This is a genomic window from Tessaracoccus flavescens (genome assembly GCF_001998865.1).
Lineage (GTDB): Bacteria > Actinomycetota > Actinomycetes > Propionibacteriales > Propionibacteriaceae > Arachnia > Arachnia flavescens.
In genome coordinates this window covers 1833081-1859852 of the sequence record NZ_CP019607.1, presented here as the reverse complement: position 1 = coordinate 1859852, position 26772 = coordinate 1833081, and the positions used below count along the sequence as shown (strand labels likewise).

Sequence of the window (26772 nt, the reverse complement as noted above, 5' to 3'; positions counted from 1 at the left end):
GGACGCGGCGAGCTCGTCGAAGAACTGGTTCAGCGTCGCTTTGTCACGTCCAGGAGCGGCCCAGACCAGGCGCCCGGTGTCGTGGTTGACCACCACGGTGAGGTACTTGTGGCCGCGTTTGTAGCTGATCTCATCGACACCGATCCTGGTCAGGTCAGCGAACCGGTCAAACGTTGACGCGGTGTCTTCCCAGACCCTCTCAATGATCGCTCCAACCGAGTGCCAGGCAATCCGCATCAACTCACTGACACCACGTTTCGAGCACTGCGTGACCAGCCAGGCGACCTGCGCGTCGAACTCGCAGGTGTGACCGGCTCCATGACGAGCCCACGGAACCTGCGCGACGACCACCCCGTGGGCAGGACACGACACCCGCGGAGCGTCGGCCTCAAGGAACACCCGAGTAGTTCCCGCGTCCAGGCTGCGCCACCGACGACGTCCCCGGCCCCTGTCGAACCGAGGGCTCCGGCTCCCGCATATCCCGCACCGGTTCATGCACCGCTTGAACGGCCTGACCCGCACCACCAGATCTCCCGATACCTCATCGAAGTCCATCGCTTCGACGACCGTGTTCTCGACACCAACCAGCCGGGCACATACCCTGGAACCAAGCACGCCGCTTCTCGCTTTCAGGTCCTGTTCTTAGACAAACAAGAACCTAGCCAGAAGCGGCGTGTCCCTCACCCCCGACCCACACATCGGTAACAAGAGCCGGAAAAGTGCTCATTTCCCTCACCCGCGACGGAGCGCCTGTCAGGTCTTGCGACGCCCCCGGGCGCGGAAGGGACCGACGAGGCGGGGGCCGGCGAGGCGGGTCTCGAGACGTCGCGCCTCGCGCTTGAGCGGCTGCGCGACCCATTCGCCGAGGATCACCCCTGCGGCAAGGGCGATCGCGACAGAGGCTGCCGTCATCATCGCCAGCATGCCCGCCGCGGAGCTTGCCTCGGTGCCCTGCGTCAGCAGGGAGAGCCCCCGGTAGATCGACAGGCCGGGCAGCAACGGCACGATCGCAGGCACGACGATCACCAGCGGCGGCACCTTCACCCGGCCGGCGACGGCGTAGGCGACAAGGCCGATGCCCAGCGCGGCTGCACCGGCACCCCAGGGGCGCCCGAGCCCGAAGTTCGCGATGAGGCGGTCGAGGCAGGCAGCGACGAGCGCGATCACCGCGATCGGCACGACGACCCTCCACGGTGCGTAGACGGCGACGGCGAAGGCCGCGGCACAGGCGGCGGCGCCCAGCGCAAGAACCGGCATCTCCTCCCAGCCGGCACGGCCAGGCTCGAGATAGCCGATCTCGAGGCCGAACAGCCCGGCGAAGGCCAACCCGCCGCTGACCCCCGCGATGATGCCCGCCGTGGCCAGCAGCGCCTCCATCATGCGGGCGGCGGCTGTGACGTAGAAGCCGGTCAGCGCGTCCTGAAGCGCACCCATGAACCCGATCCCCGCCAGCAGCATGATGATGTTGGCCGTCACGACGAGGCTCGGGTCGACGTTGAGCCCCGACGCGGCCGCGGCGACGGCGAACAGCGTCGCGATGGTGCCGCCTGCGACCTGCACGTAGAAGCCCGGAAGCCGCAGGCGCGACAACAGCAGGAGGACCCGGTCGATCACCATGGCGGCGACGAACGCGATCGCGGTGACGATCGGGCCGCCGCCGAGGAAGACGGCGACGGCGCCACACATCGCGCCGTTGGCGACGGTGACCGCCCAGCGTGGAAGCGAGTGCGGGGTCGAGACGATCGAGGCCATCTGGCTGCGCGCCTCGGCCAGGTCGACCCGATCGGCCATGATGTCGATAACGAGCTGGTTGACCCGGGTGAGGTCCTCGTAGTCGATGTCGCGCTGCTTGACCCGCCGCACCAGCGTGATCGGCATCTCCTCGGGGTCGTAGGAGTAGCTCATCGACAGCTGGGTGAAGGTCACGTCGACCTCGGGACGCTGCACACCCAGGTGCTGGGCCACCACCTGCATCGACGCGGTGACGTCCGCGGCACCACCGCCCGAGGACAGCAGCACCTCGCCGATCCTCAGCCCGAGATCGAGGATGAGGTTGAGTTCCCGGACCTCGGGAGTGGAGCGGCCGTCAGACATGGGCACCATGTTTTCATCCGCCATGTCACGGAAGGAAACCGGCCGGACGCCGTCGGCATCGGGCCTTGTCGACCCCGTTCCGGCCTAGGATCTGTCAGATGCCGACCGATGACATCGCCCTGCCCGACGGCCACGTCCGGATCACCCCGGCCCAACGCGACCGCGCGCTCGCCGCGCTGCGCGACGCGGCAGCAGACGAGCGGCTCCGGTTCGAGGAACTGGAGGCACGCAGCGACGCCGTGCTCAGGGCCAGCACCCGCGACGACCTGGCGAGCGTCCTCTACGACCTGCTGCCAGGTGCAGCGCTCGAGGCGACGGTCTCCGATCTGCTGCCGGTCAGCAGCGCTCCGGGCATGAGCTGGGACACCCCCCTGCTGTTCGAGGGCGAGCACTGGTGGAAGACGCGGCAGATCCGCGGGGAGTGGGACGTCCCACCGTTCATCGAGGTCGTCGCCTCCCAAGGTTCGGTGCTGCTTGACTTCCTGCAGGCGCGTCCCCTGAGTCCCGTGATCGACATGACGCTGACCTCGTCGTGGCTGGGCGGGCTCACTCTGGTCGTGCCGCGTGGGTGGGGCGTCGACGTGACCTCGTTCCCGTCGGCGATGAGCTTGGTGAGCACCGCCATCCCGACCCGGCCGCAGGCGGGCCTCCCCCGGATCGTGGTGCGCGGCTCGGCGGGCGCGTCGTTCAACGCCCGCTATGCGACGACGCGCGAGCTCCGCAGGGCGGGCCTGGCCGGCTGAACGCGACCGGCGTCTGAGCGGCTAAGGTGCAAGCCGTGTCAACTCCGCGTTTCTCGGCCGTCCTGTTCGACTGCGACGGCGTCCTGGTCGACTCCGAACCGATCGCCAACGCCGTCCTGCGCGAGATGCTGCAGGAGCTCGGCTGGGACATCTCGGACGAGGAGGCGATCAGACGCTTCGTCGGCCGCTCGTTCATCGAGGAGTGGAAGGTCATCTACGCCACACGGGGCACCGGATCGACCAGGACTGGATCCTCGCCTTCCGCGCCAGGCGTGACGTCGCCCTGAGGGAACGGCTGCAATCCGTCCCGGGCGCGGTCGAGGCGGTCCGCACGGTCGCGGAGCGTCTCCCCGTCGCCTGCGTCTCCGGCGCCGACCGCGGAAAGATCGAGATGCAGCTGGCCATGGCCGGGCTGACGGACGTGTTCGGCGACAACGTGTTCAGCGGGATGGAACGGGAGCGCAGCAAGCCCGCCCCTGACGTCTACCTGGCCGCCGCGAGGACGCTCGGCATCGATCCGGCGACGGCGGCCGGTCGTGGAGGACTCGGCCTCGGGTGTCGCGGCGGGCATCGCCGCGGGCTCGACGGTGTTCGGTTTCGCGGGCGAGGGCCCGACCTACCTCGCCGGGGAGGCGCTGTTGGGACTCGGCGTCGCTGCGGTGTTCACGCGGATGGACGACCTGCCTGGGCTGGTCCTGCCTGCCTGATCCGGCGTCGCGAACGCCCGTCGTCGTCCGTCGGCCCGCTCGTGCGTGACCGACAGGCGACGGCTGGAAACTCAGCGACCCATCAGGGCGTCCATGGCGACGCCGAGCGCAGCTGCGACGCGGTAGTCGATCCTCGGGTCCGGGACGGTGACGGTGTAGCGGTCGCGCAGTGCGAACTGACGCTCGATGCGCAGCAGCTGGTTGCCCTGGTTGTCGTGGTAGACGAAGTGGATCGGCAGGAACGGCAAGTCGACGAAGCGGCGCAGGATCGCGACGACCTGGTTCTCCTCCTGGCCCTTCCCCTCGTAGCCCGGGCCCTCCAGGAGGAAGGTCGAGCGGAGCAGCGAGGCGCCGAAGTCCTTCTTGAAGAACGCGATCGGCTTGCCATCAGGGTCGGTGATGTCGTAGCCCGAGTTCAGGTCCATCACCTTGCGCGCCTTGAAGGAGAACAGCGGCTGCGTCTTCGCCTCGTCCGCGTAGAAGGTGACCTGTTCCTTCAGCGCCATCCGCTTCTGCTGGGCGAGCGCAATGAGCGCACCCTCGCTGCCGTCGGGGTTGGCGGCCCGGATCTCGTAGCGGTTGACCATCATGGTGATGCGCTGCTTTATGTAGAACTTCGGATGATGCTGCATGTGGCTCCTCGTCTGGTCGGCGGCGCCTGGGCGTCGTCGGGTGTCGTGTCGCACGTGCCCCGCTCCGGTGGGTCGGCCGCCTGGTTCAGGGCAACATTTCGACGCGTGAGACTATCAACGACCGGGGGTCACCCTCACAGGACGATGCCCATCTTCTCGAATGCGGTGCGGAAGATCGTGATGCCGTCGAGGCCGGGGAAGCGCTGGACGCGCTGGTCGAGCTTGTCCAGCTCGCCGCCCTGGCCGGTGAACAGGTGATTCATCACGTGCCTGATCCCGGCGTCGTCCATGATCCCGGAGCCGACCGGCCGCCACACCTTCGACATCACCCACCGCACGATCTTCTGCGCTCGCGTGGACTCCTCGAGCTTGGCGCGGCCCTGGGTCGTGTAGAACGCGACGTGTCGGGTCTCCTGCTTGGCGATCCGCTCGAGCAGGGGCGAGAGGACGGGGTGGTCGTTCATGGCGGCGAGGCGTCGATAGGCGGCGACGGCGGAGAGCTCGTTCGCGGCGCCCCAGGTCATGTGCACGGCGATGAAGTCGTCTCCGACGAGGTTGGAGCCGGTCGCCTGCTTCACCGGGCCGAGCGCGAGCTGCCACCCCAGCTTGATCCGCTTTGCCTTGAGTTCGTCGTAGTCGACGACGATGCCGTGGCGGTTCAGGACGGCCGACAGCGCCTCGCCGTGCCAGAACTCCTCGCGGTTCCACGTCGTCATGAACCCTCTTGCCTCGTCCTCTCGATGCGAGCGGGTGACGAGCAGGTCCCGCAGGTAGCACGAGGTGTGGTACTCGACGTCGCACATGTAGCGCAGCGACCGCAGCGTCTCCGCGTCAAGGGGTTGTTCCTCGAAGAGATCGAGGTCGAGGTCCTCCCACCGGACGCGGTCGGAGGTCTCCGCGTACTTCTCAAGGTCGAACGCCACGGCGTTCCTTTCTCGACAGCAGCCCGGGGGTGGGTGCGCCCGCACCCCAGAATCCGGTGGGGCGTTCGAGCAGCAGGCGCCGCAGGTCGGCGTCGGCCTCGTCAAGTCTTGCGCGGTGATCCCCGGATCGGAAAATCGAGGAGAGGGCGCGCCGCTCGTCGGGATCGGCGACGCCGACGACGCGGAACGGCCGCCAGCCTTCGCCGAGGTGCCAGCGCGCCATCCTCGCCTCCTGCGGGGAGCGCGAGATGCGGGCCGAGGACTCCATGCGGAAGAAGCGGATCATCTCGTCGCGCCGCTCAACGATCACCTCGACGACCCGGCGCGCCTCACCGTCCAGCCGTGGTAGCAGCGCGGCGTAGGCGGCCTGTAGCGAGGCCTCCTGGACGGCGAGCCTGGCAAGCTGCCCGGCCGTGACGCTCTCGCCGACGATCGAGGTCCAGACGGGAACGATCATCGGCAGTGCGCGCTCGACGTACCAGCCGCGGGCCTTGGCGCGGAGGTCGACCCTGCGGAGCGGCTCGGGGAGCGCAGAACCGTCGGCGGTCAGCAGGTCACGCACCGCATGGGCGAGCCACAGCCGCTCGTACGCCCAGGTTGCGACGAACGCCGTCACCCGCCCCTCGTTGCCGGTCCAGCTGGCAAGCAGCGCTCGGGTCTCGGAGAGGGCGGCGCTGTCGAGGCGCCAGAGGAAGCCGAGGTCGGCGCGCAGGTCGTCGGCCAGCTCTCCGACCAACGTCTTGTCGACGGGGATCCGGCCGCGGGCGGCGTGGGTGTAGGCGGCGACGTCGAAGTCGGTGAACAGCGTGAGGGAACCAGCAGCCACTGAATGGCGCCGTCCTCCGGCGTAGCCGGGCAGTGTCGCCGCGACGGTTTGCGGGGACTTCGTCGCCACGTGGGCCTCCAAGCTCGATCCAGTCGCAACGCTTACGCTCGAAACTTAGATTAGCGGTCCCTGCCCCGGTCGGCCACGGTCGCGATGCCCTTGGACGGGTGGGAAGTTCCTTGACCAGGATCTCGGAGGTCTCCGACGCGATCAGCTCCCTGCAGTCCGGGCCCAGATAGCGATAGGTGCATTCGTTCAGCACTCCCGTCGGGCGGTAGCCCAGGCGCAGATAGAGCCTCCGAGCCGCCGGATTGTCGACGTCGACTGGTCACGACTCACGCTGCCTGCACTGACGAGAGCTGATCCTCGCTCGCGACGCGACGTCGGAGTGGTAGCTACTGCTCGCCTCGCAGCTTGTCGATCGTGATGATGGCGATCCCCGCACCGGCGGCGATCGGCAGGATCGGCCACGTGAGCGCCAACTCGGAGCCCCACACGTTGACTCCCGCGATGAAGAGGACCAGGGCCGAGCTGAAGCCTACGAGCGCGACGCCTGCGGGTCGAAGTGTGAACATGACCGGCCTTTCGGGAGTGTTTGAGGCAAAGGTATGCCCGGGCCAGAACGGCCGGACCACCCGCCCGAGCTGGACCTAAAACCCCTAGTCAGACGTTCGCCGTCGAGTTCCATTTTCAGTCGCCGATCTGGGTGGGCCCCGGTTCGTCCTGTGTACCCGTTCATCGGGCCCGACAGCCCCTTCGCGCGGGGCTGCACGTCGCTCGCCGCTCCTAATCAGCCGGCTCCCGACTCCGCGAGCCCTGTGCTGTTCACGCGCGTGGAGGTGGTTGCGTTCAGTCACAGACGGGAAGACGGACGCGCCTTGGCTCCGACGCACCCATCCCACTGGACAAGCCCCGCGCCGACGGGTGCGCCACCAGGGCCGCGGTGTAGACCTGCACAGTGGCCGGACAAGCCCCGCGCCGACGGGTGCGCCACCATCCCAGGCGACGAGGAAGGTGACGTCACCGCTGTCGGCGCGTTCGGCGTGAGCGGCCCAGGCCCGACCGGTCGGCCAGTGACGCTCCAACTCCGCGACGTCGATGCCACCTGCCTCCGTGATGTCCAGGTGGCCAGTCACTCACTCCCGCGCGGTTCATCCCCTGGCCTGACAGGACCTGTTGCGCGGGCGGTTCTGGGGCGCTATTTTTCCGCCATCGGGTGTCGCCCGCTCGTCCAGGGCGGTCTGCAGGCGGCGCCTTGGGGACCTGAAAAGACCGCGGCCGATGCCGCGGCCGCAGACGTCCGCAGCCCAAAGGTTGGGTGCGGACATCCCCGAAGGCGCACGCACATGGGTACCACCCAGATCCGGCGACCGATGGCGGGTATGGGGGTACTCGTCGCGATCGCATCCCTCCTCACCTTCCTGATGCTGTCGCCTGCGCACGCCGTCGGGGCTCCCGCCCGGGTGCAGTCGGAGAACGCGCAGATGATCGCCGACCTGTTCGACGAGCACAACCGTCAGCGGCGCGAGCACGGGCTGCCAGCGCTCGTTTTCAGCCCGACGATCTCGCTGCGCGTGACGCAGCCGTTCACCAACACGATGGCGGCGGCGGACAACGGCACCATCTGGCACAACGACGCCGACGACATCCGGCGCGGCGGTAGCAACTGGGCCGAGAATGTGATCGGAGGGTTCCGGGGCGAGACGGCCGCAGACCTGGTCGGTCGCTGGATGGACTCGTCTGGGCACAGGACCAACCTGCTCAACCGCAACTACACCACCATCGCCATCGGCTTCGCCTACGCAGACAACAGCGACTGGCTCTTCGCCACCACCAACTTCTACGCCGATCCCAAGGACGCCGGGCCGACCTACCGGACGGGGGCCGAATGGCTCGCCTCCCGGACGGTTCCCAAGTCGAACGTCAACGTCTACCTCACCCCTGGCACCCACAACATCAATGGCCGCCTGTGGCGCACCGTGTGCGAGAAGTACTCGCAGACGAAGCGGTGCCGCACCGAGATCTGGGCCAGCCAGACCCAGCGCGACGGCGGTCGCTACGTGACGCGCGACGGCTGGATGTTCAACAACCTCACCTACGCCCCCTCGCCTCGCCGTCTGTGGGCGGGCAACCCGCTCGCGGCAAAGGGAAAGGTCGGTGTCAGCGTCACCTGGACCAGTGGCGGAAGGCCATGGCGGACGGAGTGCGACACCGCCGCGACGGGGCGTAACGGCTGCCGCACCTATACGAGGACGACGGTGGTCGTCGCCGCCGGGTCCGGACACCGCAGCGAGGACCGCTGGATCTTCAACAACATGGTGATCTTCGAGTGACCTTCGCACCCAGCAGCACGTGTGCCGGGCACAAACCTACGAGGAGCGCGATCGGTGCCACCATCGGCACGAACCGCGCTCACGGTAGATCTGTGCACGTCTCCCGCCCATGACCCACCCCACGTGAAGGGCCGCGCCCAGCACGCACCCGGCGCCAGCACCGTCGGCCATCACCAGCCGGTTCGCGGGCACAAACCTACGAGGAACGCGACCGGCGCCACCATTGGCACGAACCGCGCTCACCGTAGATCTGTGCACGTCTCTCACCCACGGCCCATCCCACGTGAGGGCCGCGCCCAGCAGGCACCCGCCGCCAGCACCGTCGGCCATCACCAGCCGGTTCGCGGGCACAAACCTACGAGGAACGCGACCGGCGCCACCATCGGCACGAACCGCGCTCACCGTAGATCTGTGCACGCCCCTCACCCACGACGGCCTGCGGCTACACGATGCCTGAACGGTAGGCGATCACCACAAGCTGGGCCCGGTCGCGGGCCCCGAGCTTGCTGAGGATGTTGCCGACGTGGGTGCGCGCCGTCGCCTTACTGATCACCAGGCGGGCGGCCAGTTCGTCGTTGTTCAGTCCCTCCGCGATCAGGGCGAGGACCTCGCGTTCCCGCTCGGTCAGGTCGTCGAGGCGAGGGTGTCTCGACTCGACGCGCGCCGTCCCACCGGGGCGTGCGAAGGTGCCGATCACCCGGGTCGTGACGCTGGGCGACAGCAGTGATCCCCCGTGGTGTGCGGCGCGGACGGCCCGGATGATCTCGTCCGGCTCGGCATCCTTGATCAGGAACCCGGCTGCTCCGGCCCCACCTGCCACATACGCCTCCGGAGCCTTACCCTGGTCCTGCAACCACGACGCACAGGCTTCAAAGGAGGGTCGGTGGGCGACGAGTTCGACGAGCTGTGGCCGAGCCAGCCTCCCGTGCTCGGAGGACCGCGCTACGTCCTCGTTCACGACGAGCTTCGCTACGCCCAAGGCGCCAACCAGAGCGACCAGATGCTTGACGGCTACCCCAACTACCACTGGTTGATGAGCCCCGATCATCTGAACATTCGCAAGGTGATGCTCGAGGCTGGAATCAACGCGCCTGCCCTCACGGTCGCGAGCGATGGTCCGCGACGATCCCTGATCGCCATCCGTTCCAGCCCGTGGAAGGCCGGCCACGAGACCAACCCCTGGCACGACGAGTTCGACCTCGACCACGGGCACGTCCGCTACTTCGGAGACCACAAGCCGACAACGACGGGCGCGCCCGGAGCAACGCGGGGCAACGCCATGCTGCTGGACGCCATGCGGCTCCACGCAGGGACCACTCGTGAGGAACGGCTGCTCGCGCCACCGTTGCTCCTGTTCCGATCGGTCTCGGTTCACCGCGGCGGACGGCAGATCCAAAAGGGACACGTCGAGTTCTGCGGTGCCGCGATCATCGAGCGCCTGGAACACGTCGTGCAGCGCGACCCGGCGACCGGCAAGAGCTTCCCGAACATCGCGCTTGACCTCGCGGTCGTATCCGACCTGACAGTGGACGGAATCGACCTCCGCTGGCTCGATGACCGACGCGATCCGTTGCTCTCTGCAGAGGAGTCACTCAAGCATGCTCCGCAACGATGGAAGGACTGGATCGCCAAGGGAAGGGTCGCGATCCCTGGGATCCGGCGACGGGTCCACACCAGTCCGGTGAAGACATCCGCGGACCAGCAACCACTCCCGGGGACCGCCGAGGCCAATGTGCTCGCCAAGCTGTACCGCTTCTACGACGGACGCAAGCATGCGTTCGAACTCCTGGCCTCCCGCGTCGCGGCGGAGGTGCTCCGCGAGTCGGGCGCGCGCTACAAACAGGGCTGGCTGTCGCGTCCGTCGGGAGATGGTGGCGTGGACTTCGTCGGTCGCATCGACATGGGTTCGCTCTCCGCGAGCACCCCCGTCGTCGTGCTCGGCCAGGCGAAGTGCATCAAGCCGAACTCCTCCATCTCGCCGGAACAGGTTGCCCGCCTGGTCGCGCGGCTGCGGCGAGGTTGGATCGGGGTCTACGTGACGACCGGATCCTTCTCCAAGCAGGCCCAGATCGAGATCATCGACGACCAGTACCCGGTTGTGCTCATCAACGGTCGCATCCTCGCCGAGACGGCCCGCCGCATGGCACAGGCGAACCACGGTGGCGATCTCGACGTGATGCTCGACTCGACAGTGGCGGAGTACGAGGGCGAGATCACCTACCGGCGGCCCGAGCAGGTCATCTCCTCCTGAGCCAGACATCTGGTGAGACCGCCCGGCTGCTTCACCGTCTGTCGGTGGACGGCGCTACGGTGGCCACATCACCGACGCGGAAGGGCACATGACACTCCACGACGACTCGGTCGGCCTCGTTGCCGGCACAAGCGACTCGACGCCCCTCAAGTTCAGCGTGGCCGTCGGGCCGGATGCGTACCTGCAGCTCGACGACGTCGTCACCACCGAGCGGGAGGTCCCCGGCGTCGGTCCGGTGCGCACGTCGGGGGTCGTCACCCAGGTCGTCGCCCGTCACGAGGGTGCGAGCTTCGGCTCCGACGCGTTCCTGATCGCCGACGGCGTGCTCCCGGCCAACACCCAGGAGGTGGCCGAGGTGACCACGACGCGGGTCGACCCGGAGGTCTACGTGCCGCCCATGCCAGGCATCCCGGCACGCCGCGCGACCGGAGCCGTCCGCGACCGCGCCCTCTACTTCGACTCGATGGACAAGAAGGTCGTCGTCGGGCTCGGCCGCGACGGGGAGCCTGTGTTCGTCAACCTCGACTTCCTCGACGGCACCCGCGGCGCCCACGTGTCGATCTCGGGCATCTCCGGGGTGGCGACCAAGACCAGCTTCGCGCTGTTCCTGCTCCACTCGATCTTCTCCTCGGGCGTACTCGGCGACCGCTCCCTCGCCGCGAAGGCCCTCATCTTCGCCGTCAAGGGCGAGGACCTGATGTTCCTGGACAAGCCGAACGTCAAGCTCGACGACACGATGCGCGCGCAATACGCCCGCCTCGGGCTCCCCGCCGTCCCGTTCGACTCGGTCCGCTTCTTCGCGCCACCGACGCCGGGCGACCAGACCGGTCGACCGCACGTCTCGGGCCGCACCAGTGGGGTCGACGCCTTCTGGTGGACGCTCGCCGAGTTCTGCCAGAAGGAACTGCTCCCCTACGTCTTCGCCGACGCCGAGGACGACCGCAACCAGTACACGCTCGTCATCCATCAGGTCGCAGCCCAGCTGCGGCGCGAGGCGAAGGCAGCAGGCACCGACGGGGCCGTGTCGATCGGCGGCACCCAGATCCGCACCTACGCGGAACTGGTCGAGTTCATCGCCGACCGGCTGCAGGACGACGCGACGAAGGCCGACTGGGCGGGCGCAGCCACGACGGCCGGCTCGGTCAACGCCTTCATCCGCCGGCTGCGCTCCTCCCTGAAGCCACTCGGCCCAATCATCCGGGGCGACCTTGCGGGCGGGGCGGACAAGCGACAGGTGTCGACGGCGAACAGCCGGGTCACCGTCGTCGACCTGCACAACCTGCCCGACCGCGCCCAGCGGTTCGTCGTCGGCGTGGTGCTGCGCTCCGAGACCGAGGCGAAGGAACGCGCAGGCGCAGGTGGGCTGCTGTTCACCATGCTGGACGAGCTCAACAAGCACGCCCCGCGCGAGGGGAACTCGCCCATCAAAGAGGTGCTGCTCGACATCGCCGAGCGCGGCCGCTCGCTGGGCATCATCCTGATCGGCGCCCAGCAGACGGCCTCCGAGGTGGAGCGCCGGATCGTGTCGAACTCGTCGATCCGGATCGTCGGCAGGCTCGACCCGGCAGAGGCCGGACGCCCCGAGTACGGCTTCCTGCCCGCCTCGCAGCGCCAACGCGCGACCCTCGCGAAGCCAGGGGCGATGTTCGTCTCCCAGCCTGAGCTTCCCGTCCCGCTCGCCGTCGAGTTCCCGTTCCCGGCGTGGGCGACCCGCCAGTCCGAGACCGCCCCGGAGTCGGCGGGCGCGTCGTGCATCATGTCGCGCATGGCCCGAGACGCCGACCCGGCACCCTTCTGAGGAGCCTCGTGAAGTTCCTGCACACCGCTGACTGGCACGTCGGCAAGACGCTCAAGGGCCGCAACCGGCTCGACGAACAGCGCGCGGTCCTGGCCGAGATCATCGACGTTGCCCTCCGCGAGGAGGTCGACGCGATCCTCATCGCGGGCGACCTGTACGACACTGCCGCTCCCAGCGCCGACGCGCAGCGGCTGGTCAACTCCGCCCTGCTGAAGCTGGCCACCTCCGGCATCGAGGTCGTCGTCATCGCGGGCAACCACGACCATGCCCGCAGCTTCGAGGCGCTGCGCCAACTGATGGCCGCCGCCGGCATCGAGTACACGGGTCAGGTCCGCGCCGCCCAGGAGGGCGGCGTGCACCGATTCACCGCCCGCTCGACCGGCGAGGAGGCCGTTGTCGCCCTGCTCCCGTTCGTCTCCCGGCGCCACATCGTCGGCTCCGAGGAGATCGTCACCGGCACCCCGTCGGAGAACGCCGGGCGCTATGAGCAGTCCGTCCGAGACATCATCGCGGCGCTCGCCGAGTCGTTCCGGGCCGACACCGTCAACATCGTGATGGCCCACCTGACCTGCACCGGCGGGGTGATGGGTGGTGGCGAGCGCGAGGCCCAGTCGATCTTCGAGTACCACGTCTCCGCTCAGTCGTTCCCGATCAACTCCCACTACGTGGCGCTGGGCCACCTCCATCGCCGCCAGCAGATCCCAGCCCCCGCCCCCGTGCACTACTCGGGTGCGCCGCTCGCCGTCGACTTCGGCGAACAGGAGAACACCTCGGTCGTCTGCCTCGTCGAGGTCTCCCCGACGACACCGGCCAAGGTCACCGACATCCCGATCACCGCCGGGCGGCGCCTGCGCACCGTCTCCGGCACCGTCGAACTGCTGAAGGCCGCCTCCGCCGACTACGGAGACGACTACCTGCGGGTCATCGTCGAGGAACGCACCCGGGCCGGCCTGCGCGACGAGGTGCTCGACGCCCTACCCAACGCCTTGGAGGTGCGGATCCACCCCGACTTTGCCCAGACGGAGCAGCGCCACACAGCCCAGCACACCACGCGCTCGCCGCGCGACCTCTTCGCGGCCTACTGCGATGAGGTGGGCATCGAAGATCCGCGCCTGACAGCGCTGTTCTCCGACCTGCTCGACGAGACGACGGGGGTGAACTGATGCGCCCGGTCCGGCTCGAGATGGACGGGTTCGCGTCCTTCCGCTCCCAGACGACGGTCGACTTCGACGGCGCCGACTACTTCGCGCTCGTCGGCCCGACGGGAGCGGGCAAGTCGACGGTGATCGACGCCATGGTGTTCGCGCTGTACGGCTCAGCGCCGCGGTGGGGTCGCGCCAACTCGGTGCAGTACGCGCTCGCCCCCACGACGACGAAGGCGACCGTGCGGCTCGTCTTCGACGTCGGAGATCAGCGCTTCCAGGTCGCCCGCGAGGTGCGACGCGTGGGGCAGAACATCCAGCAGAAGTCCGCCGTTCTGGAGCGCTTCGACGACCCGTTGAAGCCGAGCGCGACGAGCGACGAGGTCGACGTCCTCGCCTCCGAGGTGCGAGACGTCACACCGGCTGTCGAGGAACTGCTCGGCCTGTCGTTCGACGACTTCACGAAGGCCGTCGTCCTGCCCCAGGGGCGGTTCGCCGAGTTCCTCAACGCGACGGTGGGCGAACGCCAGGTCATCCTGCTTAAGTTGCTGGGCGCCCATCAGTACGACATCGTGATGCGGGCGGCAGGCGCCCGGCGCAGTGCCGCCGACTCGGAACTGGTCGCCATCGGCGCCCGGATCGGCGACCTGGGCGGCACGACGAAGGAGTCCGCAGACGAGGCCGCGGCCCGCGTCGAGGAGCTACGTCTGTTGTCGGAGCGCATCGAGAGCCTCCGGGCCAAGGTCGACGGTGCCCGTGACGGCGCCCGTAGGGCCGGCGAGTCCGCGACAGCCGCAGCGGCAAACGTGCGCAGGCTCGAGGCGGTGCAGATCCCCGAAGGCATCAACGACCTCGCTGAACGCTCGGCCACCGTCCGAGACGAGGCCGAACGCCGACGCGTCGCCGCCGCGGAGGCCGAGGCGGCTTACAGCGCGGCCCGTGAGGCGCTCGAGGCCGGCGGCAACCGCAGCCTGCTCGAGCGGATGCGCGACCAGTGGGCCGAGCTCGGCACCCTCGTCGGCTCGCTGCCGGCGCTCGAATCGGACGTTGAACGGACGGCATCGGGCGTCACGCTGGCCGACGAGGCGAGGCTCTCCGCGGAGGCCGCGTGGTCGACCGCGTTCTCGGCCCAGGCAGCCGCGGCACGCGAGGTCGAGGCGGCCGACGCCGCGCTGACCGCCCTGATCGCCCGGCGCGAAGCCATCGCGTCCCTCATGGCTCCGGAGGGGCTCGACGATCTGGCGCAACGGCTGGACGGGGCCAGCAGCGCGGTCGGCGCGGCGGCAGACGCGCTCGCCGAGGCCGAGGCGGCAGAGGACGCGGCCCGCGCCGCACTCCGCGCAACGGGCGACCCTGCCGAGCTGTCGGCACACGCCTCGCGGCTCGAGAGCGCCGTCACACTCCAGGCGAGGATCGAGGATCTGACGCGTCGCTCGGCGACCGCCGCGACCGCTCTCGGTGACGCCCACGTCATGGCCCAGACCTCCGAGGCCGACGTGACCGCCGCGCGCGCTCACGCCGAGGCGGCCCGCCTGCTCGTCACCGCGGCCGGGCTGCGCGCGAGCCTCGAGGTCGGGCACGAGTGCCCGGTCTGCACGACCACCGTCGCCACCCTCCCCGCTCCGATCGACGCGGCAGAGGCCGATGCAGCCGACGGAAGGCTCCGCCAGGCCGAGCTCGCGGCGCGCAGCGCCCGGGAGGCCGTGACCCGCGCAGAGGCCGAGGTCGCAGCCCAGGCGAGAGCCCTCGCCGATGCGAGGGCGCAGCTCTCAACGCTGGTACCCGACGGCGGCGACCCGGCCCAGTTGCGCGAGGCGGCGGTCGGCGCGCTCGCGAAGATCGCCAAGGCGCGGGACGTCGCGGAGACCGCGGCTGCGGCCCGGGCCGAGGCTCGCGCGGCCCACTCCTCCGCCGTCACTCAGGCCTCGGCCCTCGAGGCGGAACGCCGCGACGCCCTCACCGCCCTGCGCGAGGCGCGCGGCTCGGTCCTGGCCTACGGTGCCCCGGTCGCCGAAGCCGGCTCGCTCCAGGAGTCATGGCACGAGCTCACTGCGTGGGCGTCGACCGCGCTCGCCGACCTGGACACCGTCGCGCTTCCCGAGGCGACCTCCACCCGCGAGACGACTGCCGCAGCACGATCCGCGGCAGACAAGGCCCTGAGCGATGCCGCGGCCGAGCGCACGCGCGTCACCGCTGCGGCCGACGCGGCGAGGTCCGCGTTGCTGCGCGCGGAGGCAGCACTGTCTCGCGCGCACGAACGCTCGGAGCAGTTGACCCAGCTTCTGGACGGGGCGCCGGATGCCGCGGAGGTCGGCGCGTCGCTGGAGATCCTCAGCGGGCTCGAGCGCGCGGAGCGGACGGCCCTGGACGGGCTGCGAGCGGCCGGGCGGGCGCGCGACGCGGCGGTCGCCGCCGAGCGGGCGCTGCGCGACGAACTCGCGACGGCAGACGCCCAGCTCCGGGAGACGCGCGAGCCGCTGGTCCCGCTCGGCGCCCCCGCCGTCGACACGTCGGATCTGCCCGCGGCCTGGGCGGCGCTGGCCAAGTGGGCGGCGACCGCGAGGTCCTCCGCAGACGAGACGCTGGCGAAGGCCGAGACGGCCGCCACCGAGGCCGCCGCGGCTGTCATCTCTGCCGAACAGGCGCTGACCGGGGCTGCCCTCGACGGCGGACTCGAGGTGTCGTCCGCGTCGCAGGCCGCGGTAGCCGTGGCCACCGAGTCGGCGCGGGCACGGGACCGGCACGCGGCGATCACCCGTGACCTTGAGCGGCTGGCGGGGCTTCACGAACAGCGCGCGGAGGCCGAGCAGCGCCGTCAGGTCGCGTCGATGCTCGCCGATCACCTGAGCGCGAAGAAGTTCCAGCGCTGGCTCGCCGGGGCGGCGCTCGACGTCCTGGTGGAGGCGGCCTCGTCCTCGTTGCTCGAGCTCTCGGGTGGGCAGTTCACGCTCTCGCACGACAAGGGCGAGTTCCATGTGATCGACCACACCGACGCCGAGGCGCGGCGCTCCGTCCGGACCCTTTCGGGCGGCGAGACGTTCCAGGCGAGCCTCGCCCTCGCGCTCGCACTGTCGGCGGAACTGTCGTCGATGTCGTCGAACGCGGCAAAGCTCGACTCGATCTTCCTCGATGAGGGCTTCGGATCGCTCGACCCGGACAGTCTCGAAGTGGTCGCGCTGACCCTCGAGCGGCTCGCCCAGGGCGACCGGCTGGTCGGCGTGGTCACCCACGTCCAAGGTCTGGCGGAGCGGATCCCCACCAGGTTCACGGTCAGCCGCACCTCCCGGACGTCCACCGTCGTGCGGGAGGGCTGATGCACTTCATGGTGGATGGCTGGGCACCGAGCTACGGCTCCAGCCTGGAGGAGGTCGAGGAACTCGCGGAGTCGGTCAACCAGCTCGACCCGACGGTGGAGCGCCCGGCCGAGAGGTGGTCACCGATCGCACCGAACGGCGTGAAGGCGCCTCCGACGATCCTTTTCGTCGACGGGGTGCGCCGGATCGAGGCGCGCCTATGGATCAGCCCCGAGCTGGGCGGAGACGCCGAGCCGGGCCTGTGCGCCTCGTACGCCGCGGGAGTCGTGCGCTCGACGACTAAGGGCGCGACCGTCGAGATCGCGGAGGTGCGCAGGGCCATGCTCACGACCTCCGACGACGCCGACAACATCTCCACCCGGCTCGGGTCCTGGAGCGCCGTGCACGCCAAGCCCGATCCGAACCGGCAGGTCTTCGACGTCTTGTCGCTCGCGCTCCAGCAGAAGCTGGCCGAGTTGGAGATCATCTGCGCCGCCAATGCGCGCGCCGTCTCCCCGGACGACGCGGACGATCTGCTGGTGATCGACGGCCCCCTGCACGGGCGGGCGAAGGTGCCGCGCGCGATCGGCGTGATCAAGTCGCACCAGTCGGCCTACCTGCCGTCCGAACTGAATCGCGTCGTCGGCCAACTCCAGGCGGGCGAACGCACCCCCGTCTTCCTGCTGGAGACCACCTGGGAGCGCTACTCCTGGTACCTGCGGCTGCCCGGAGCCTCTGGCTCGCCGTGGGCGGGCATCGTCCGCGTCGAATGCTCCGCCGACCTGTCCAAGGAGGAGGCCGCGGCACTGGCCCACCTCTCGCAGGCCGTCCTGCCCAGGTACGCGAGCGAGCCGTTCAAGGACCCGCGGGCCCCACAGAATCTCTACCCGGTCAGCGGCTTGGAACGCACGCTCCGCCACCGCCTCGGCGACCCGGCCCTGCTCCGCCGGGCGCTGCTCGCCGCGACCAGATGACGTCCTGGCTCTGGCTCACCAGGACGACTTGGTGATCCCGGGCAGTTCTCCTGCGTGCGCGAGCTTGCGGAAGCGGACCCTCGACACGCCTGCCTTGCGGAGGTAGCCACGCGGCCGACCGTCGATCGCGTCCCGGTTCCGGACCCGCACCGGGCTGGCATCGCGGGGAAGCGCGCTTAGCCCGCGCCGGGCGGCCTCCCGCTGCTCGGGTGTGCCGGTGCGCACCTGCTCCTTGAGTTCCGCACGCCGGGCCGCATAGCGCGCGACGATGCCCTTGCGCCGCTGGTTGGCCGCGATCTTCGCCTTGCTCGCCATCAGCGGGCCTCCTTGAACTCGACGTGCCTGCGCACGACGGGGTCGTACTTGGAAAGCGCCAGCCGGTCCGGCGAGTTCCGCCGGTTCTTCCGGGTGACGTAGGTGTAGCCGGTGCCCGCGGTGGAGCAGAGCTTCACTCCTCAACCAGCTATTTGCGCATGGCTTTCTGAGCGACAATTCGTGAGAAAGGTCTGAGCGCTGTCCTATGCTCCGTGCATGAAACCCCGTCGACTCCTTGGAGTGGCAGCCTCTGCTGCCATGGTCGCGCTCTCTGCTGTGGCATTTCTGGCACAGCCCGCCAACGCAGACATTGACGTCTACATCACGCCTGGCAAACACAACGTCAACGGCCGCCAGTGGAACACCGCATGCGAAAGGTACTCCTCGACGGTGACCCGCTGCCGAACCGACATCTACGCCACCCAGATCTCCCTGAAGAACGGCCGCTACGTCAGCACCAACGGGTGGGTGTTCAACAATCTCACCTACAAGGCTTCGCCACGAACCCAGTGGTCGAACAACAACCTGGGAAAAACCGCGGAGTGGACCAGCGCTGACGGTCGCAGGTGGTACACGCAATGCGATACTCCGACGACAGGCCGCAACGGGTGCCGCTCGTACATCTGGGGAACGGCGATCTCCGCAAAGGCATCCTCGTCTGGCACGACGTACGTGCAGCAGGAGGGCTGGCAATTCAATAACATGGTCCGGTTCACGAACGACGTATACGCGACGTACAGCGGAACGGGCCCGAAGACGATCACCCTGCCGAGGGGAGCCACGGAGCTCTACGTGATCGGAACACATCGTGGCGAGAGTAACTTCATGGTTCACGGACTAGACAGTGGAAACCGCGTGACGGATTACGTGATCAACGAGATCGGCACCACGCGTGGTGCCGGCGCAGTCGGAATCTATGACGATGACACCACCAAACTTGACGTTGAGGCCGACGGGCACTGGACGCTCGTCGTCAAGCCACTCTCAGCCGCACCCACCCTGACCGCATCAGGCTTGAGTGGCAGGGGGAGCGACATCCTCTGGTACTACGGTCCGGCCAGGAGTTTTACCCTCACTCACGATGGCGAGAGCAACTTCATCGTGTCCCAAGAGACGGCGGAAGACTACCGAGGCCTGGTCAACGAGATTGGTGCCTACTCGGCGAGCCGCCCATTCTTGGCCGGCCCCTCCATTATCGAACTCATGGCCGATGGCAACTGGTCCATCCGCTAAGACCGAAGCCCACGAGCACATCTCAAGCCAGTGACGGCCAGCACCCTTCCGAGTGCTGGCCGTCAGGCGTTGAGGGTCAGGACAGCTTCGCGTCGAGGGTGATCTCGATGCCGGCGAGTGCCTGCGACACTGGGCAGTTTGCCTTGGCCCCAGCTGCCAGTTCCTGGAACGCCTCGTCGCTGAGCCCGGGGACGTCGGCGTGGAGGGTCAGGTGGCTTCCGGTGATGCCGACGCCGGGCTTGAAGCCGACCGATGCCGTCGTCTCGAGCTTCTCGGCCGGGGTGCCGTTGTCGGCAAGCGCCTTGGAAAGCGCCATCGAGAAGCACGACGCGTGCGCGGCCGCGATCAGCTCCTCAGGGGTGGTGGTCGACTCGGAGCCCTCGCTGCGGGCCTTCCAGTTGATCGGGAACGTCCCGATGTGGGACGAGTCGAAGGCGACCTCGCCCGATCCCTCGAAGAGGGAACCGCGCCAAGTGGTGGTGGCCTTGCTGCTGACAGACATGCTTCCTCCAAAGTTGAGTGGTCACCTTCACCCTACGAACGAGCGCCAAACTTCGCAGGCAAAGCGGCGGGCCGACATGGCGGCGGCTCGCTGAGCCGGGCGGGTTGGTCGCACGGCGGCGAAGTCCGACGGATCCGCCGGTCCACATTGGCCAGTTGGCTTTCGAGGCCCGGGCACCCCCTGCCTCCCCACGCTGCGGTGTGGGGGCGAAAGATGTCCTGTCGACCACGGGGACAGACTGCTCCTCACCCTCCCCGCAACCACACGCCGACCACTAGCGTTGGGCCATGCCACCGCGACTGGTACCGGCCGAGCCGAAGTTCCCGACCGACTCGGAGCGCGCCGTCTGGGCCCGCCTGCGCGACGCCCTCCGCCCCCAGGACACCCTGATCGCGAACTACCGGCTCACCGACTCGGCGAAGGACCACGAGGCCGACCTCGTCGTCGTCATGCCGGACGTCGGCGTCCTCATCGTCGAGGTCAAGGGTGCAGGCCTGAGCGTCCGCGAGGGCCAGTGGTACATGTGGCGCGACGGCCGCGACGAACCGATCGACCCCGTCGGTCAGGCCCGCGAGACGCGCTACGCGATCCAGAGCTACGTCGAGAGCGACCCGCGCTGGGCGCAGAGCTCGCGCGGCCGGATCCGCTACGCCCACTCCGTCGTCGCGCCGTTCACGACGCTGGGCGACGACTTCGACCTGCCCGACTGCCCGCGCTGGATGGTGCACGACAAACACGACCAGGCAGCCCTCGCTGAACGCCTCGCCGACATCCCGCTCGGCTTCGAGACCCATCGCCCAGCGCCGTCCGAGGACGACTGCGAACTGCTGGTCGAGATCCTCACCGGACGCTCCGTGCACGCCGCCCGCAGCGTGGAGGACGCATCGGACGAGCGCCAGGAACGCGCCGACCACCTCACCCAGGAGCAGGGCCTCATCCTCAGCGTCACCCGCCTGCTCAACCGCGTCGAGATCCGCGGCGGCGCCGGCAGCGGCAAGACCGTCCTCGCGCTGACCCAGGCCCGCCAACTCACCCAGGGCCGCGACGGCCGCAGACCCCAACGCGTCGCCCTGCTCTGCTACTCCGTCGGCCTGGCCGGCCACTTCAAACGCGAGGTCGCGGCCTGGCCGTACAAGCAGCGACCCGCGTTCGTCGGAACCTTCGAGGCCCTCGCCAACAGTTGGGGCATCGCCTCCGGTTCGCGCGACGACTCCGCCTTCTGGGAGGAACGCCTCCCCGGCCTGATGGCCGAGCAGGCCGCCGAACTGCCGCCCGGACAACGCTTCGACTCCTTCGTCGTCGACGAGGCGCAGGACTTCGCCGAATCCTGGTGGCACCCCCTCATCGCCGCCCTCCACGACCAGCACGACGGCGGCCTCTACCTCTACTCCGACGAGAACCAGCGACTCTTCCAGCGCTTCGGCAACCCGCCGGTGCCGCTCGTGCCGCTGATGCTCGACCACAACCTGCGCAACACCAGGCAGATCGCCGAGGTCTTCCGGCCCCTCGCCCCCTCCAGGATGCGGCTCCAGGGCGGCGAGGGCCCGGAGGTCAAACACGTCCAGGCGAGCCCGGACGACGCCCTCGAGGCCGCGGACGACCAGGTCGAGGCCCTCCTCGACGAGGGTTGGGAGCCGGGAAGCATCGCGCTGCTGACCACCGGCGCGCGGCACCCCGAGCAGAAGAGCCTCCAGGACCGCTACGACCAGGCCGGCTACTGGGCGACCTTCCATGAGGACGACCTCTTCTACGGCCACGTGCTGGGCTTCAAGGGCCTCGAACGACGGGCCGTCGTCCTGTGCGTCAACGAAGACGGGACCCGCGAGCGTTTCAAAGAGCGCATCTACGTCGGGTTGTCCCGCGCCACCGACCGGCTGGTTGTCGTCGGCGACCTCGACGCCATCAGCCATGCGGGTCGTGAGGTGGCACGCGAACTCGCCCGTCAGTCCAACTCCCAGGAGAATCAGTGAGCATCACCCATGGCCTTCCCCCGATGCGCCAGGCCGAGCGGGGCCGCGACGAGCGGGGCGAGACGCCGCGTCCCCCACTCGACCGCGTCGTCGCCGTCGTCGAGGATGCGCTCCCGCCGAACCCGGTGACGGCCGAGCAGCTGCCAGCGATGCGCGCCGGCCTCGCAGACAGCGCCGAGGCGGCCTTGGACGGGCTCGACGGACTGACCCACACCGAGGCGACCGTCCCCACGGCCGACGGCGCCGAGGTCACCCTGAGCGTCTTCCGCATCGGGGCAGGCGTCGGGCCGGCGATCATGTGGATCCACGGCGGAGGCATGATCACCGGCAACCGCTTCTCCGGCGTCCGCCCCTACCTCGAGCAGATCCTCAAGCACGGAGGAACGCTCGTCACCCCCGAATACCGGCTCGCCCCCGAGAATCCGGCACCGATCCCCGTCGAGGACTGCTACGCGGCCTACGCCTGGGCGTTCGAGCACGCCGCCGACCTCGGCTTCGATCCTCAACGCTTCATCCTGGCCGGAAGCAGCGCGGGAGGCTGCCTCGCGGCGGGGGTCGCGCTCCTGGCCCGTGACCGCAAGGCCCCACAGGCGGCGGGCGTGCTGCTCGAGTGCCCCATGCTCGACGACCGCAACGACTCCACCTCCATCCGCCAGTACGACGTCGCCTCCGGCTGGTGCGCGCAGAGCAACGAGTTCGGCTGGACGGCCCTGCTCGGCGCCGCCCGCGGAACCGACGACGTCTCCCCCTACGACGCGCCCGCCCGCGCGACCTGGCTGGGCGGCCTTCCGCCGATCCACATCTCAGTCGGCAGCGCCGATCCGTTCCGCGACGAGGACGTCGACTTCGCCACGGGCATCTGGCGCGACGGCGGAGACTGCGAGCTCCACGTCCTGCCTGGCGGCGTCCACGGCTTCGAGGCGTACGCCCCCACTGGCTCCCTCACCGCCGCCGTGCTGCGCTCGCGCGACCAGTGGATCGACCGGATCCTCAACCCGGACGATCCGGACCTCGCCTACGACGGCCTTCCCGCGTTGGTGAGGCTGCTGACCGGCAGGGACGTCGACGCCGAAGGCGGGCGCCAGTTCCTCGAATCGCTCAGGAAGTCGAGGTAGGCCTGGGCAGCAACGCGACCCCCACCTTGAGGTCGAGGAGAAAGGCCCGCGCGACCTCAACCTCACCGGGTGCGCAGTCCAGCAGCATCGTGATCTCCGAGTCACGCTTGGGCGGATCGGCGATCACCGCGACCCCGCACACGCCGGCCCCGACAGCGGTGCCGACGAAACATCGATGGCTTGTCCGTCGCCGCTGCTGGTGCTCTCAAGGAACCCGTAGTCGAGCGGTAGATGACGGCGGGGAACCGTGGATGCGCCGAGCCACGGGGTCGGTCGATGACGACATCGGAGCCGTGCACGATCGCGTCGCGCGGTGAACAGGTCGAGAGCGGCGGCCATGCCACCATCCTGGCGGCTCAGCCGGCCAGGACGCCCCTCCAGGCTCCGATTCAGTCGGGCAGGGCGAAGGCGCGCAACTGCTTGCCGGTGTCCGCGTCGAAGGCCGCGACACCGGTGGTCGCCGTCAGGGTGAGGACCTCGCTGCCGACCAGGTTCACGCTGACCACCCTTCCCTCCCCTGGGTCGGTGCGGACGGTTGCGCCGTCGGCGAGGCGGACGACGACCGCAGACCGACGATCCGAGGCGCGCCCGTCTCCGATCGTCAGGACGGCGTGCGTGTCCGAGGCCCGCAGCGCGGTCGGTCGGAAGCCGAGCGGGTGCCGGGCCGTCTCGATGAAGTCGGGATCGCGGACGACGACTGCGAACGAATCCCCCTCCGCCTCGACCGTCACGAAGCCAGAGGAGATGGGACGCAGGTGCCAGTAGTCGGCAGGCGCGTCCGCGCTCCAGTCGAGCTCGTCTCCCTCCCACAGCTGGGGAGGGCACTGGTCCTGCGCTGAGCCGATGACGCTGCGCCCGTCGTCCAGGAACGCGACGGTGACCCGCCCTTCCGGCGCGAGACCCTCGACCGGCAGATCCACGAACTGGTCGCGGCCGAGTTCGACCAGCCGTACGGTTCCGGGCAGCGCCGCAATGATCCGCTCTCCCCCGGCACTGACGGCCAATGCGCTCACCTGGGGGTCGAACTCGACGGTCTCCACCTCGGCCCCCTGCTCGTCCAGGATCGCGACCGCGGTCGCCCCCGGCCTGCGCAGCGCGAGCCGGTCGCCTCCCCACGCCCAGAGCGCGGCGACCTCGCCGACCTCGGCCTTCACCCGCGCGGAGATGTTGCCGGAGCTCGCGTCCCAGAGGACGAACTCGCCGCTGCCGACGGCACCGACCCTTCCGTCGTTGACCAGCAGCTCGGCCTGGGGGTCGAACAGTTCGCCCGCGGCCCGCGTTGCGAGGTCTCCCATGTCTCCTCCTTGAGGACTCTTACTCGGCACCGCGCTCGGTTCCGGTTCCGTGCTCGACGGCCCCACGCTGGGCGAGCCTGGGTCGGACGGCGTACACGCGACAACACCAAGAATCCCACCGAGAAGCACGGTCCGGCGGCGGAACCTCACTCGAGCAGCTCCTCGATCTGCTCGGGCGTCAGGGAGTCGACGTACTCGGTGCCGGAGCGGCGGGCGTCGATCTCAACCGGCTGGTGGGTGTAGTACGGACTGCCGCCTCCCTCGTACCGGGTCTTCCAGCGCTCCACCTCGTCCACCGTGGTGCCCTCGGCGATGAACGGGTCGGGTCGGCGTCCTGCACGGATGTCGTCGATGACGTCCGGATCCGCGGCCACCATCGCGTCGTACTGGTCTCGCAGATGGGCCTGGTTGACGTGTTGGATCTCGTGCACGACGGTGTGCAGCTGCACGGGTGTGTCGTCGCTGGCCATGATGTCGTAGTTGATGTAGATCTTCCCGTCGGTGGCCACGCCGTAGTTGCCCGACCAGTCGTCCTTGGGATCGGGCGGACGGACGGCACCCGGTGGCAGCGGCTCAGCGTTGGAGTAGAAGAGGACCTCGGGTCGCTCCTTGTCCGGCGGCCAGTCGGACGTGACGTCCTCGGCCACTGCCTCGTAGAACTCCTTCCGTTCGGCCGGGGTCATCTCGGCCCAGACGTCGGCGATCTCCTGCGGAATCGAGCCCCGTGTGTCGTCCTGGCTGAGGTACATCGGGTCGGGAAGCCCCAGCCCCGCGTAGATGCCGACCGCAGCCACGGCGGCCGCGGCGTTGATCTTGGTGAGGTCGGCTTTCGCCCTGGCGATGATCTGCTTCACCATCGGCGCACCGATGCCGAGGGGCAGTGCCTGGGCCTTGATGACGTCCTGGGCGGCGATCGTCGCGACGGCGTCCATGCTGGTGACGGTCGACTCGATGAGGGTGCCCGCCGCCTTGTGGGCGTCCCTGGTCGCGCTCGCCGCGTCCGCGATCCTCAGCAGCTGCGTCTTGGCGGAGTCGGACCCGGTCGCGTGGGCGTTGAACGCGTCGGTCGCGTTTCCCTGGTTCGAGGCGAGGGTCACGGCGACGGCCCCCTGCACCTGCTGGTCGGCCGTCACGGCCGCCGATCTCACCACCTCGAACAGGTCGGAGAGTGCCTGCATCTCGGCCGGCTTCACCTCTGGCTTGCGGACACCGGTCATCCAGTAGATCACGAAGTTCATGTCACTCCCAGAATCTCTCGTTCGCGGCGACCGCCTGCTCCTCCGATGCCGCGTAGTTGGCTGCGGTCGCGCGCATCTTGGAGACGTCGCTTCCCATCGCGACGCCGACCTCGCCGATGAGGTCGTACCACTTGAGCTTCAGCTCGGCCGTCTTCTTGGCGAGGAGAGCATCCACGGGGACGCTCCCGTTCCCCGAGACGGGCTGGGACTGTACAGCCTGAAAGCTGCTCGTCTCCCAGGCCTCACGCGCCGCGTCCAACAGGTCGGCGCCGGTGTTCCACGCCGTCGGATCGAACTGATTCGTCACCGTCGTGCTCCTCTTCGCTCGTACTCGGCGACGACGCGCTGCAACTCCGCGCGCACCGTCTCGGGGTCAAGTTGGGACAGGTCGGCCTCGACCTCGAGGTCCTCGGGCGGGGGGCCAGCGTTCACAGCGTCCATGACGGCCTGCGCGAGACGCGCGCCGCCCCCGGTGAGAAGGCCGTGCCCGATCCGGATCGCCGCGATGGACCCGTCTCGCCACGCGACTCCGACTCCCTCGGCCTCCGGCAGCTCGGGCGCCGGAGACGGCTCGGGCTCGGCCTCACCGAGAAGCCGCGCCGCCTCCGTGAGGGCCTCTCGGGCGATGCGTTCCGCGGCGTACCGCACGTCGTCCTTCTCCTCGCGGTCAGCGAGCAGGTCGTCAAGATGTCGACTGGACGCCTCGTTCAGGAGCGAGACGAGCTCTGCCTCCAGCTGGGCCGACCTGGAAGGATCCACCAGGTCCCCGGGCAGCCTCAGCCGGACGAGGCGGCCATCGAGCAGCTCAGCCTCATACCGCCCATCGGGGCTCCCGACCCACGTCGCCACCCCGCTCACGCGGCGCTCCCCTTCACCCGCTCGCCCCGTCGCCAGAGCTCGAAGTGGTAGGTGTTGCCGGTCCTCGTGGTGATGGCGTCGATCAGTCGGCCGCCGTCCTCGAGCGGCACCTGCATGCTGCTCTTCTCGCCCAGCGATGCGAGCACGTCGTACTCGTCTGTGATCCGAAGCACGATCCACGGCCGGGCGAGCGACCCATCTCCTGAGTCGACGATGGTCACGAGCGATGCCCGTGCGAACGCCTTCTCGCGGGAGGCGTCGTCCTCCTGCCCGAGTCCGAGCAGCGTCCTGGCCAGGAGGCTGTGCGCAAGCGGTGAGAGGAAGACCGCGGGCATCAGGCCCATCAACGCGTCGAATGCCTTGCGGTAGTCGCCGGTCTGGACGGCCGTCGCGGCCGGCTCGAAGTCCGGGGAGGTCACGTAGTTGGGCGCGCCCTGGATCGCTGTCCTCAGCGTCGCAGTGTTCTCACGGCTCGGGTCGTCGAGCCAGGTGGATAGGGCTTCGTCGAAACGCAAGTCTGCACTCCTGCT

The 26772-nt window shown here is 69.2% G+C and carries 26 protein-coding genes and 2 pseudogenes; 13 read left to right on the top strand and 15 right to left on the bottom strand.

All coding sequences use genetic code 11. The features are described 5' to 3' along the window. Positions 1 to 9 precede the first annotated feature (9 nt). Positions 10 to 555: pseudogene (locus tag BW733_RS08820) on the bottom strand (helix-turn-helix domain-containing protein); the annotation flags it as partial. A gap of 198 nt (positions 556 to 753) precedes the next feature. After that, positions 754 to 2094, bottom strand: coding sequence for a threonine/serine exporter family protein (locus BW733_RS08815; protein WP_077349755.1), 1341 nt, complete (start codon positions 2092 to 2094; stop codon positions 754 to 756). A 98-nt stretch (positions 2095 to 2192) separates the two neighbouring features. On the opposite strand from BW733_RS08815, the gene BW733_RS08810 reads away from it, so the two are divergent. From BW733_RS08810 to BW733_RS18945, 4 genes and pseudogenes are all read left to right on the top strand, one after another. After that, complete coding sequence (locus BW733_RS08810) at positions 2193 to 2837, top strand: DUF1707 domain-containing protein (protein WP_077349753.1); 645 nt, start codon at positions 2193 to 2195, stop codon at positions 2835 to 2837. Between the two features lie 35 nt (positions 2838 to 2872). After that, entirely contained in the window at positions 2873 to 3124 is a 252-nt protein-coding gene (locus BW733_RS19725; protein WP_250638005.1) for an HAD family hydrolase, read from the top strand. After that, positions 3040 to 3306 (top strand): annotated as a pseudogene (locus BW733_RS19720) (HAD family hydrolase); the annotation flags it as partial. The gene BW733_RS19725 and the pseudogene BW733_RS19720, both read left to right, overlap by 85 nt. Positions 3307 to 3373: 67 nt before the next feature. After that, positions 3374 to 3544, top strand: coding sequence for an HAD family hydrolase (locus BW733_RS18945; protein WP_202970151.1), 171 nt, complete (start codon positions 3374 to 3376; stop codon positions 3542 to 3544). Positions 3545 to 3615: 71 nt separating this feature from the next. On the opposite strand, the gene BW733_RS08800 is transcribed toward BW733_RS18945, so the two are convergent. From BW733_RS08800 to BW733_RS08785, 4 genes are all read right to left on the bottom strand, one after another. Next, the gene (locus BW733_RS08800; RefSeq protein ID WP_077349751.1) at positions 3616 to 4176 is read right to left on the bottom strand and encodes an LURP-one-related family protein; all 561 of its coding nucleotides are present in this window, start codon (positions 4174 to 4176) and stop codon (positions 3616 to 3618) included. 134 nt (positions 4177 to 4310) lie between these two features. Then, positions 4311 to 5099: a ferritin family protein gene (locus tag BW733_RS08795; protein ID WP_077349749.1), complete on the bottom strand. Its 789-nt coding sequence runs from the start codon at positions 5097 to 5099 to the stop codon at positions 4311 to 4313. Continuing rightward, complete coding sequence (locus tag BW733_RS08790; RefSeq protein WP_077349747.1) at positions 5083 to 5994, bottom strand: hypothetical protein; 912 nt, start codon at positions 5992 to 5994, stop codon at positions 5083 to 5085. The genes BW733_RS08795 and BW733_RS08790 overlap by 17 nt, the downstream gene beginning before the upstream one ends. A gap of 326 nt (positions 5995 to 6320) precedes the next feature. Further along, complete coding sequence (locus tag BW733_RS08785; RefSeq protein ID WP_077349745.1) at positions 6321 to 6500, bottom strand: hypothetical protein; 180 nt, start codon at positions 6498 to 6500, stop codon at positions 6321 to 6323. A gap of 771 nt (positions 6501 to 7271) precedes the next feature. Between BW733_RS08785 and BW733_RS18255 the strand changes: the two genes are divergently transcribed. Further along, entirely contained in the window at positions 7272 to 8258 is a 987-nt protein-coding gene (locus tag BW733_RS18255) for a CAP domain-containing protein (RefSeq protein WP_161490189.1), read from the top strand. A 442-nt stretch (positions 8259 to 8700) separates the two neighbouring features. Here BW733_RS18255 and BW733_RS19350 read toward each other — a convergent pair whose 3' ends face one another. After that, the gene (locus BW733_RS19350) at positions 8701 to 9078 is read right to left on the bottom strand and encodes a response regulator transcription factor (RefSeq protein WP_237268127.1); all 378 of its coding nucleotides are present in this window, start codon (positions 9076 to 9078) and stop codon (positions 8701 to 8703) included. A 63-nt stretch (positions 9079 to 9141) separates the two neighbouring features. Here BW733_RS19350 and BW733_RS08770 point away from each other — a divergent pair, with 63 nt between their 5' ends. The 5 genes from BW733_RS08770 (at position 9142) to BW733_RS08750 (ending at position 17716) form a co-directional block, all read left to right on the top strand. Further along, positions 9142 to 10509 carry a restriction endonuclease gene (locus BW733_RS08770; protein WP_237268126.1) on the top strand — a complete coding sequence of 456 codons (1368 nt, stop codon included), beginning with the start codon at positions 9142 to 9144 and terminating at the stop codon, positions 10507 to 10509. 88 nt (positions 10510 to 10597) lie between these two features. After that, entirely contained in the window at positions 10598 to 12307 is a 1710-nt protein-coding gene (locus tag BW733_RS08765) for an ATP-binding protein (protein ID WP_077349737.1), read from the top strand. Positions 12308 to 12315: 8 nt separating this feature from the next. After that, positions 12316 to 13470 (top strand): exonuclease SbcCD subunit D, encoded by a 1155-nt coding sequence (locus BW733_RS08760; protein WP_077349735.1) that lies wholly within the window; start codon positions 12316 to 12318, stop codon positions 13468 to 13470. Continuing rightward, positions 13470 to 16763 carry an AAA family ATPase gene (locus BW733_RS08755; protein WP_077349733.1) on the top strand — a complete coding sequence of 1098 codons (3294 nt, stop codon included), beginning with the start codon at positions 13470 to 13472 and terminating at the stop codon, positions 16761 to 16763. Before BW733_RS08760 ends, BW733_RS08755 begins: the two co-directional genes overlap by 1 nt. Then, positions 16763 to 17716, top strand: coding sequence for a DNA double-strand break repair nuclease NurA (locus BW733_RS08750; RefSeq protein WP_077349731.1), 954 nt, complete (start codon positions 16763 to 16765; stop codon positions 17714 to 17716). Before BW733_RS08755 ends, BW733_RS08750 begins: the two co-directional genes overlap by 1 nt. A gap of 15 nt (positions 17717 to 17731) precedes the next feature. Here the strand turns inward: BW733_RS08750 and rpsN are convergent, their stop codons facing one another. Both rpsN and rpmG read right to left on the bottom strand, forming a co-directional pair. Continuing rightward, complete coding sequence (rpsN, locus tag BW733_RS08745) at positions 17732 to 18031, bottom strand: 30S ribosomal protein S14 (RefSeq protein ID WP_077349729.1); 300 nt, start codon at positions 18029 to 18031, stop codon at positions 17732 to 17734. Beyond that, positions 18031 to 18168, bottom strand: a complete 138-nt coding sequence (rpmG, locus tag BW733_RS08740; RefSeq protein ID WP_077349727.1) for a 50S ribosomal protein L33 — start codon at positions 18166 to 18168, stop codon at positions 18031 to 18033. The genes rpsN and rpmG overlap by 1 nt, the downstream gene beginning before the upstream one ends. A gap of 103 nt (positions 18169 to 18271) precedes the next feature. Here rpmG and BW733_RS08735 point away from each other — a divergent pair, with 103 nt between their 5' ends. Beyond that, positions 18272 to 19264, top strand: a complete 993-nt coding sequence (locus BW733_RS08735; protein ID WP_152024637.1) for a hypothetical protein — start codon at positions 18272 to 18274, stop codon at positions 19262 to 19264. Positions 19265 to 19340: 76 nt separating this feature from the next. Here BW733_RS08735 and BW733_RS08730 read toward each other — a convergent pair whose 3' ends face one another. Further along, positions 19341 to 19766 carry an OsmC family peroxiredoxin gene (locus BW733_RS08730; protein ID WP_077349723.1) on the bottom strand — a complete coding sequence of 142 codons (426 nt, stop codon included), beginning with the start codon at positions 19764 to 19766 and terminating at the stop codon, positions 19341 to 19343. 287 nt (positions 19767 to 20053) lie between these two features. Between BW733_RS08730 and BW733_RS08725 the strand changes: the two genes are divergently transcribed. Continuing rightward, positions 20054 to 21736 (top strand): nuclease-related domain-containing DEAD/DEAH box helicase, encoded by a 1683-nt coding sequence (locus BW733_RS08725; RefSeq protein ID WP_077349721.1) that lies wholly within the window; start codon positions 20054 to 20056, stop codon positions 21734 to 21736. After that, entirely contained in the window at positions 21733 to 22851 is a 1119-nt protein-coding gene (locus tag BW733_RS08720; RefSeq protein WP_202970149.1) for an alpha/beta hydrolase, read from the top strand. The genes BW733_RS08725 and BW733_RS08720 overlap by 4 nt, the downstream gene beginning before the upstream one ends. A gap of 389 nt (positions 22852 to 23240) precedes the next feature. On the opposite strand, the gene BW733_RS08710 is transcribed toward BW733_RS08720, so the two are convergent. The 5 genes from BW733_RS08710 to BW733_RS08690 form a co-directional block, all read right to left on the bottom strand. Beyond that, complete coding sequence (locus BW733_RS08710; RefSeq protein ID WP_077349719.1) at positions 23241 to 24146, bottom strand: hypothetical protein; 906 nt, start codon at positions 24144 to 24146, stop codon at positions 23241 to 23243. Between the two features lie 146 nt (positions 24147 to 24292). Further along, positions 24293 to 25384, bottom strand: coding sequence for a hypothetical protein (locus BW733_RS08705; protein ID WP_077349717.1), 1092 nt, complete (start codon positions 25382 to 25384; stop codon positions 24293 to 24295). A 1-nt stretch (position 25385) separates the two neighbouring features. Further along, a complete protein-coding gene (locus BW733_RS08700) occupies positions 25386 to 25691 on the bottom strand; it encodes a hypothetical protein (RefSeq protein WP_077349715.1) in 306 nt (101 codons plus the stop codon). Continuing rightward, positions 25688 to 26242, bottom strand: coding sequence for a hypothetical protein (locus tag BW733_RS08695; RefSeq protein ID WP_077349713.1), 555 nt, complete (start codon positions 26240 to 26242; stop codon positions 25688 to 25690). Before BW733_RS08695 ends, BW733_RS08700 begins: the two co-directional genes overlap by 4 nt. Then, complete coding sequence (locus BW733_RS08690) at positions 26239 to 26757, bottom strand: hypothetical protein (protein WP_077349711.1); 519 nt, start codon at positions 26755 to 26757, stop codon at positions 26239 to 26241. The genes BW733_RS08695 and BW733_RS08690 overlap by 4 nt, the downstream gene beginning before the upstream one ends. Positions 26758 to 26772 lie beyond the last annotated feature (15 nt).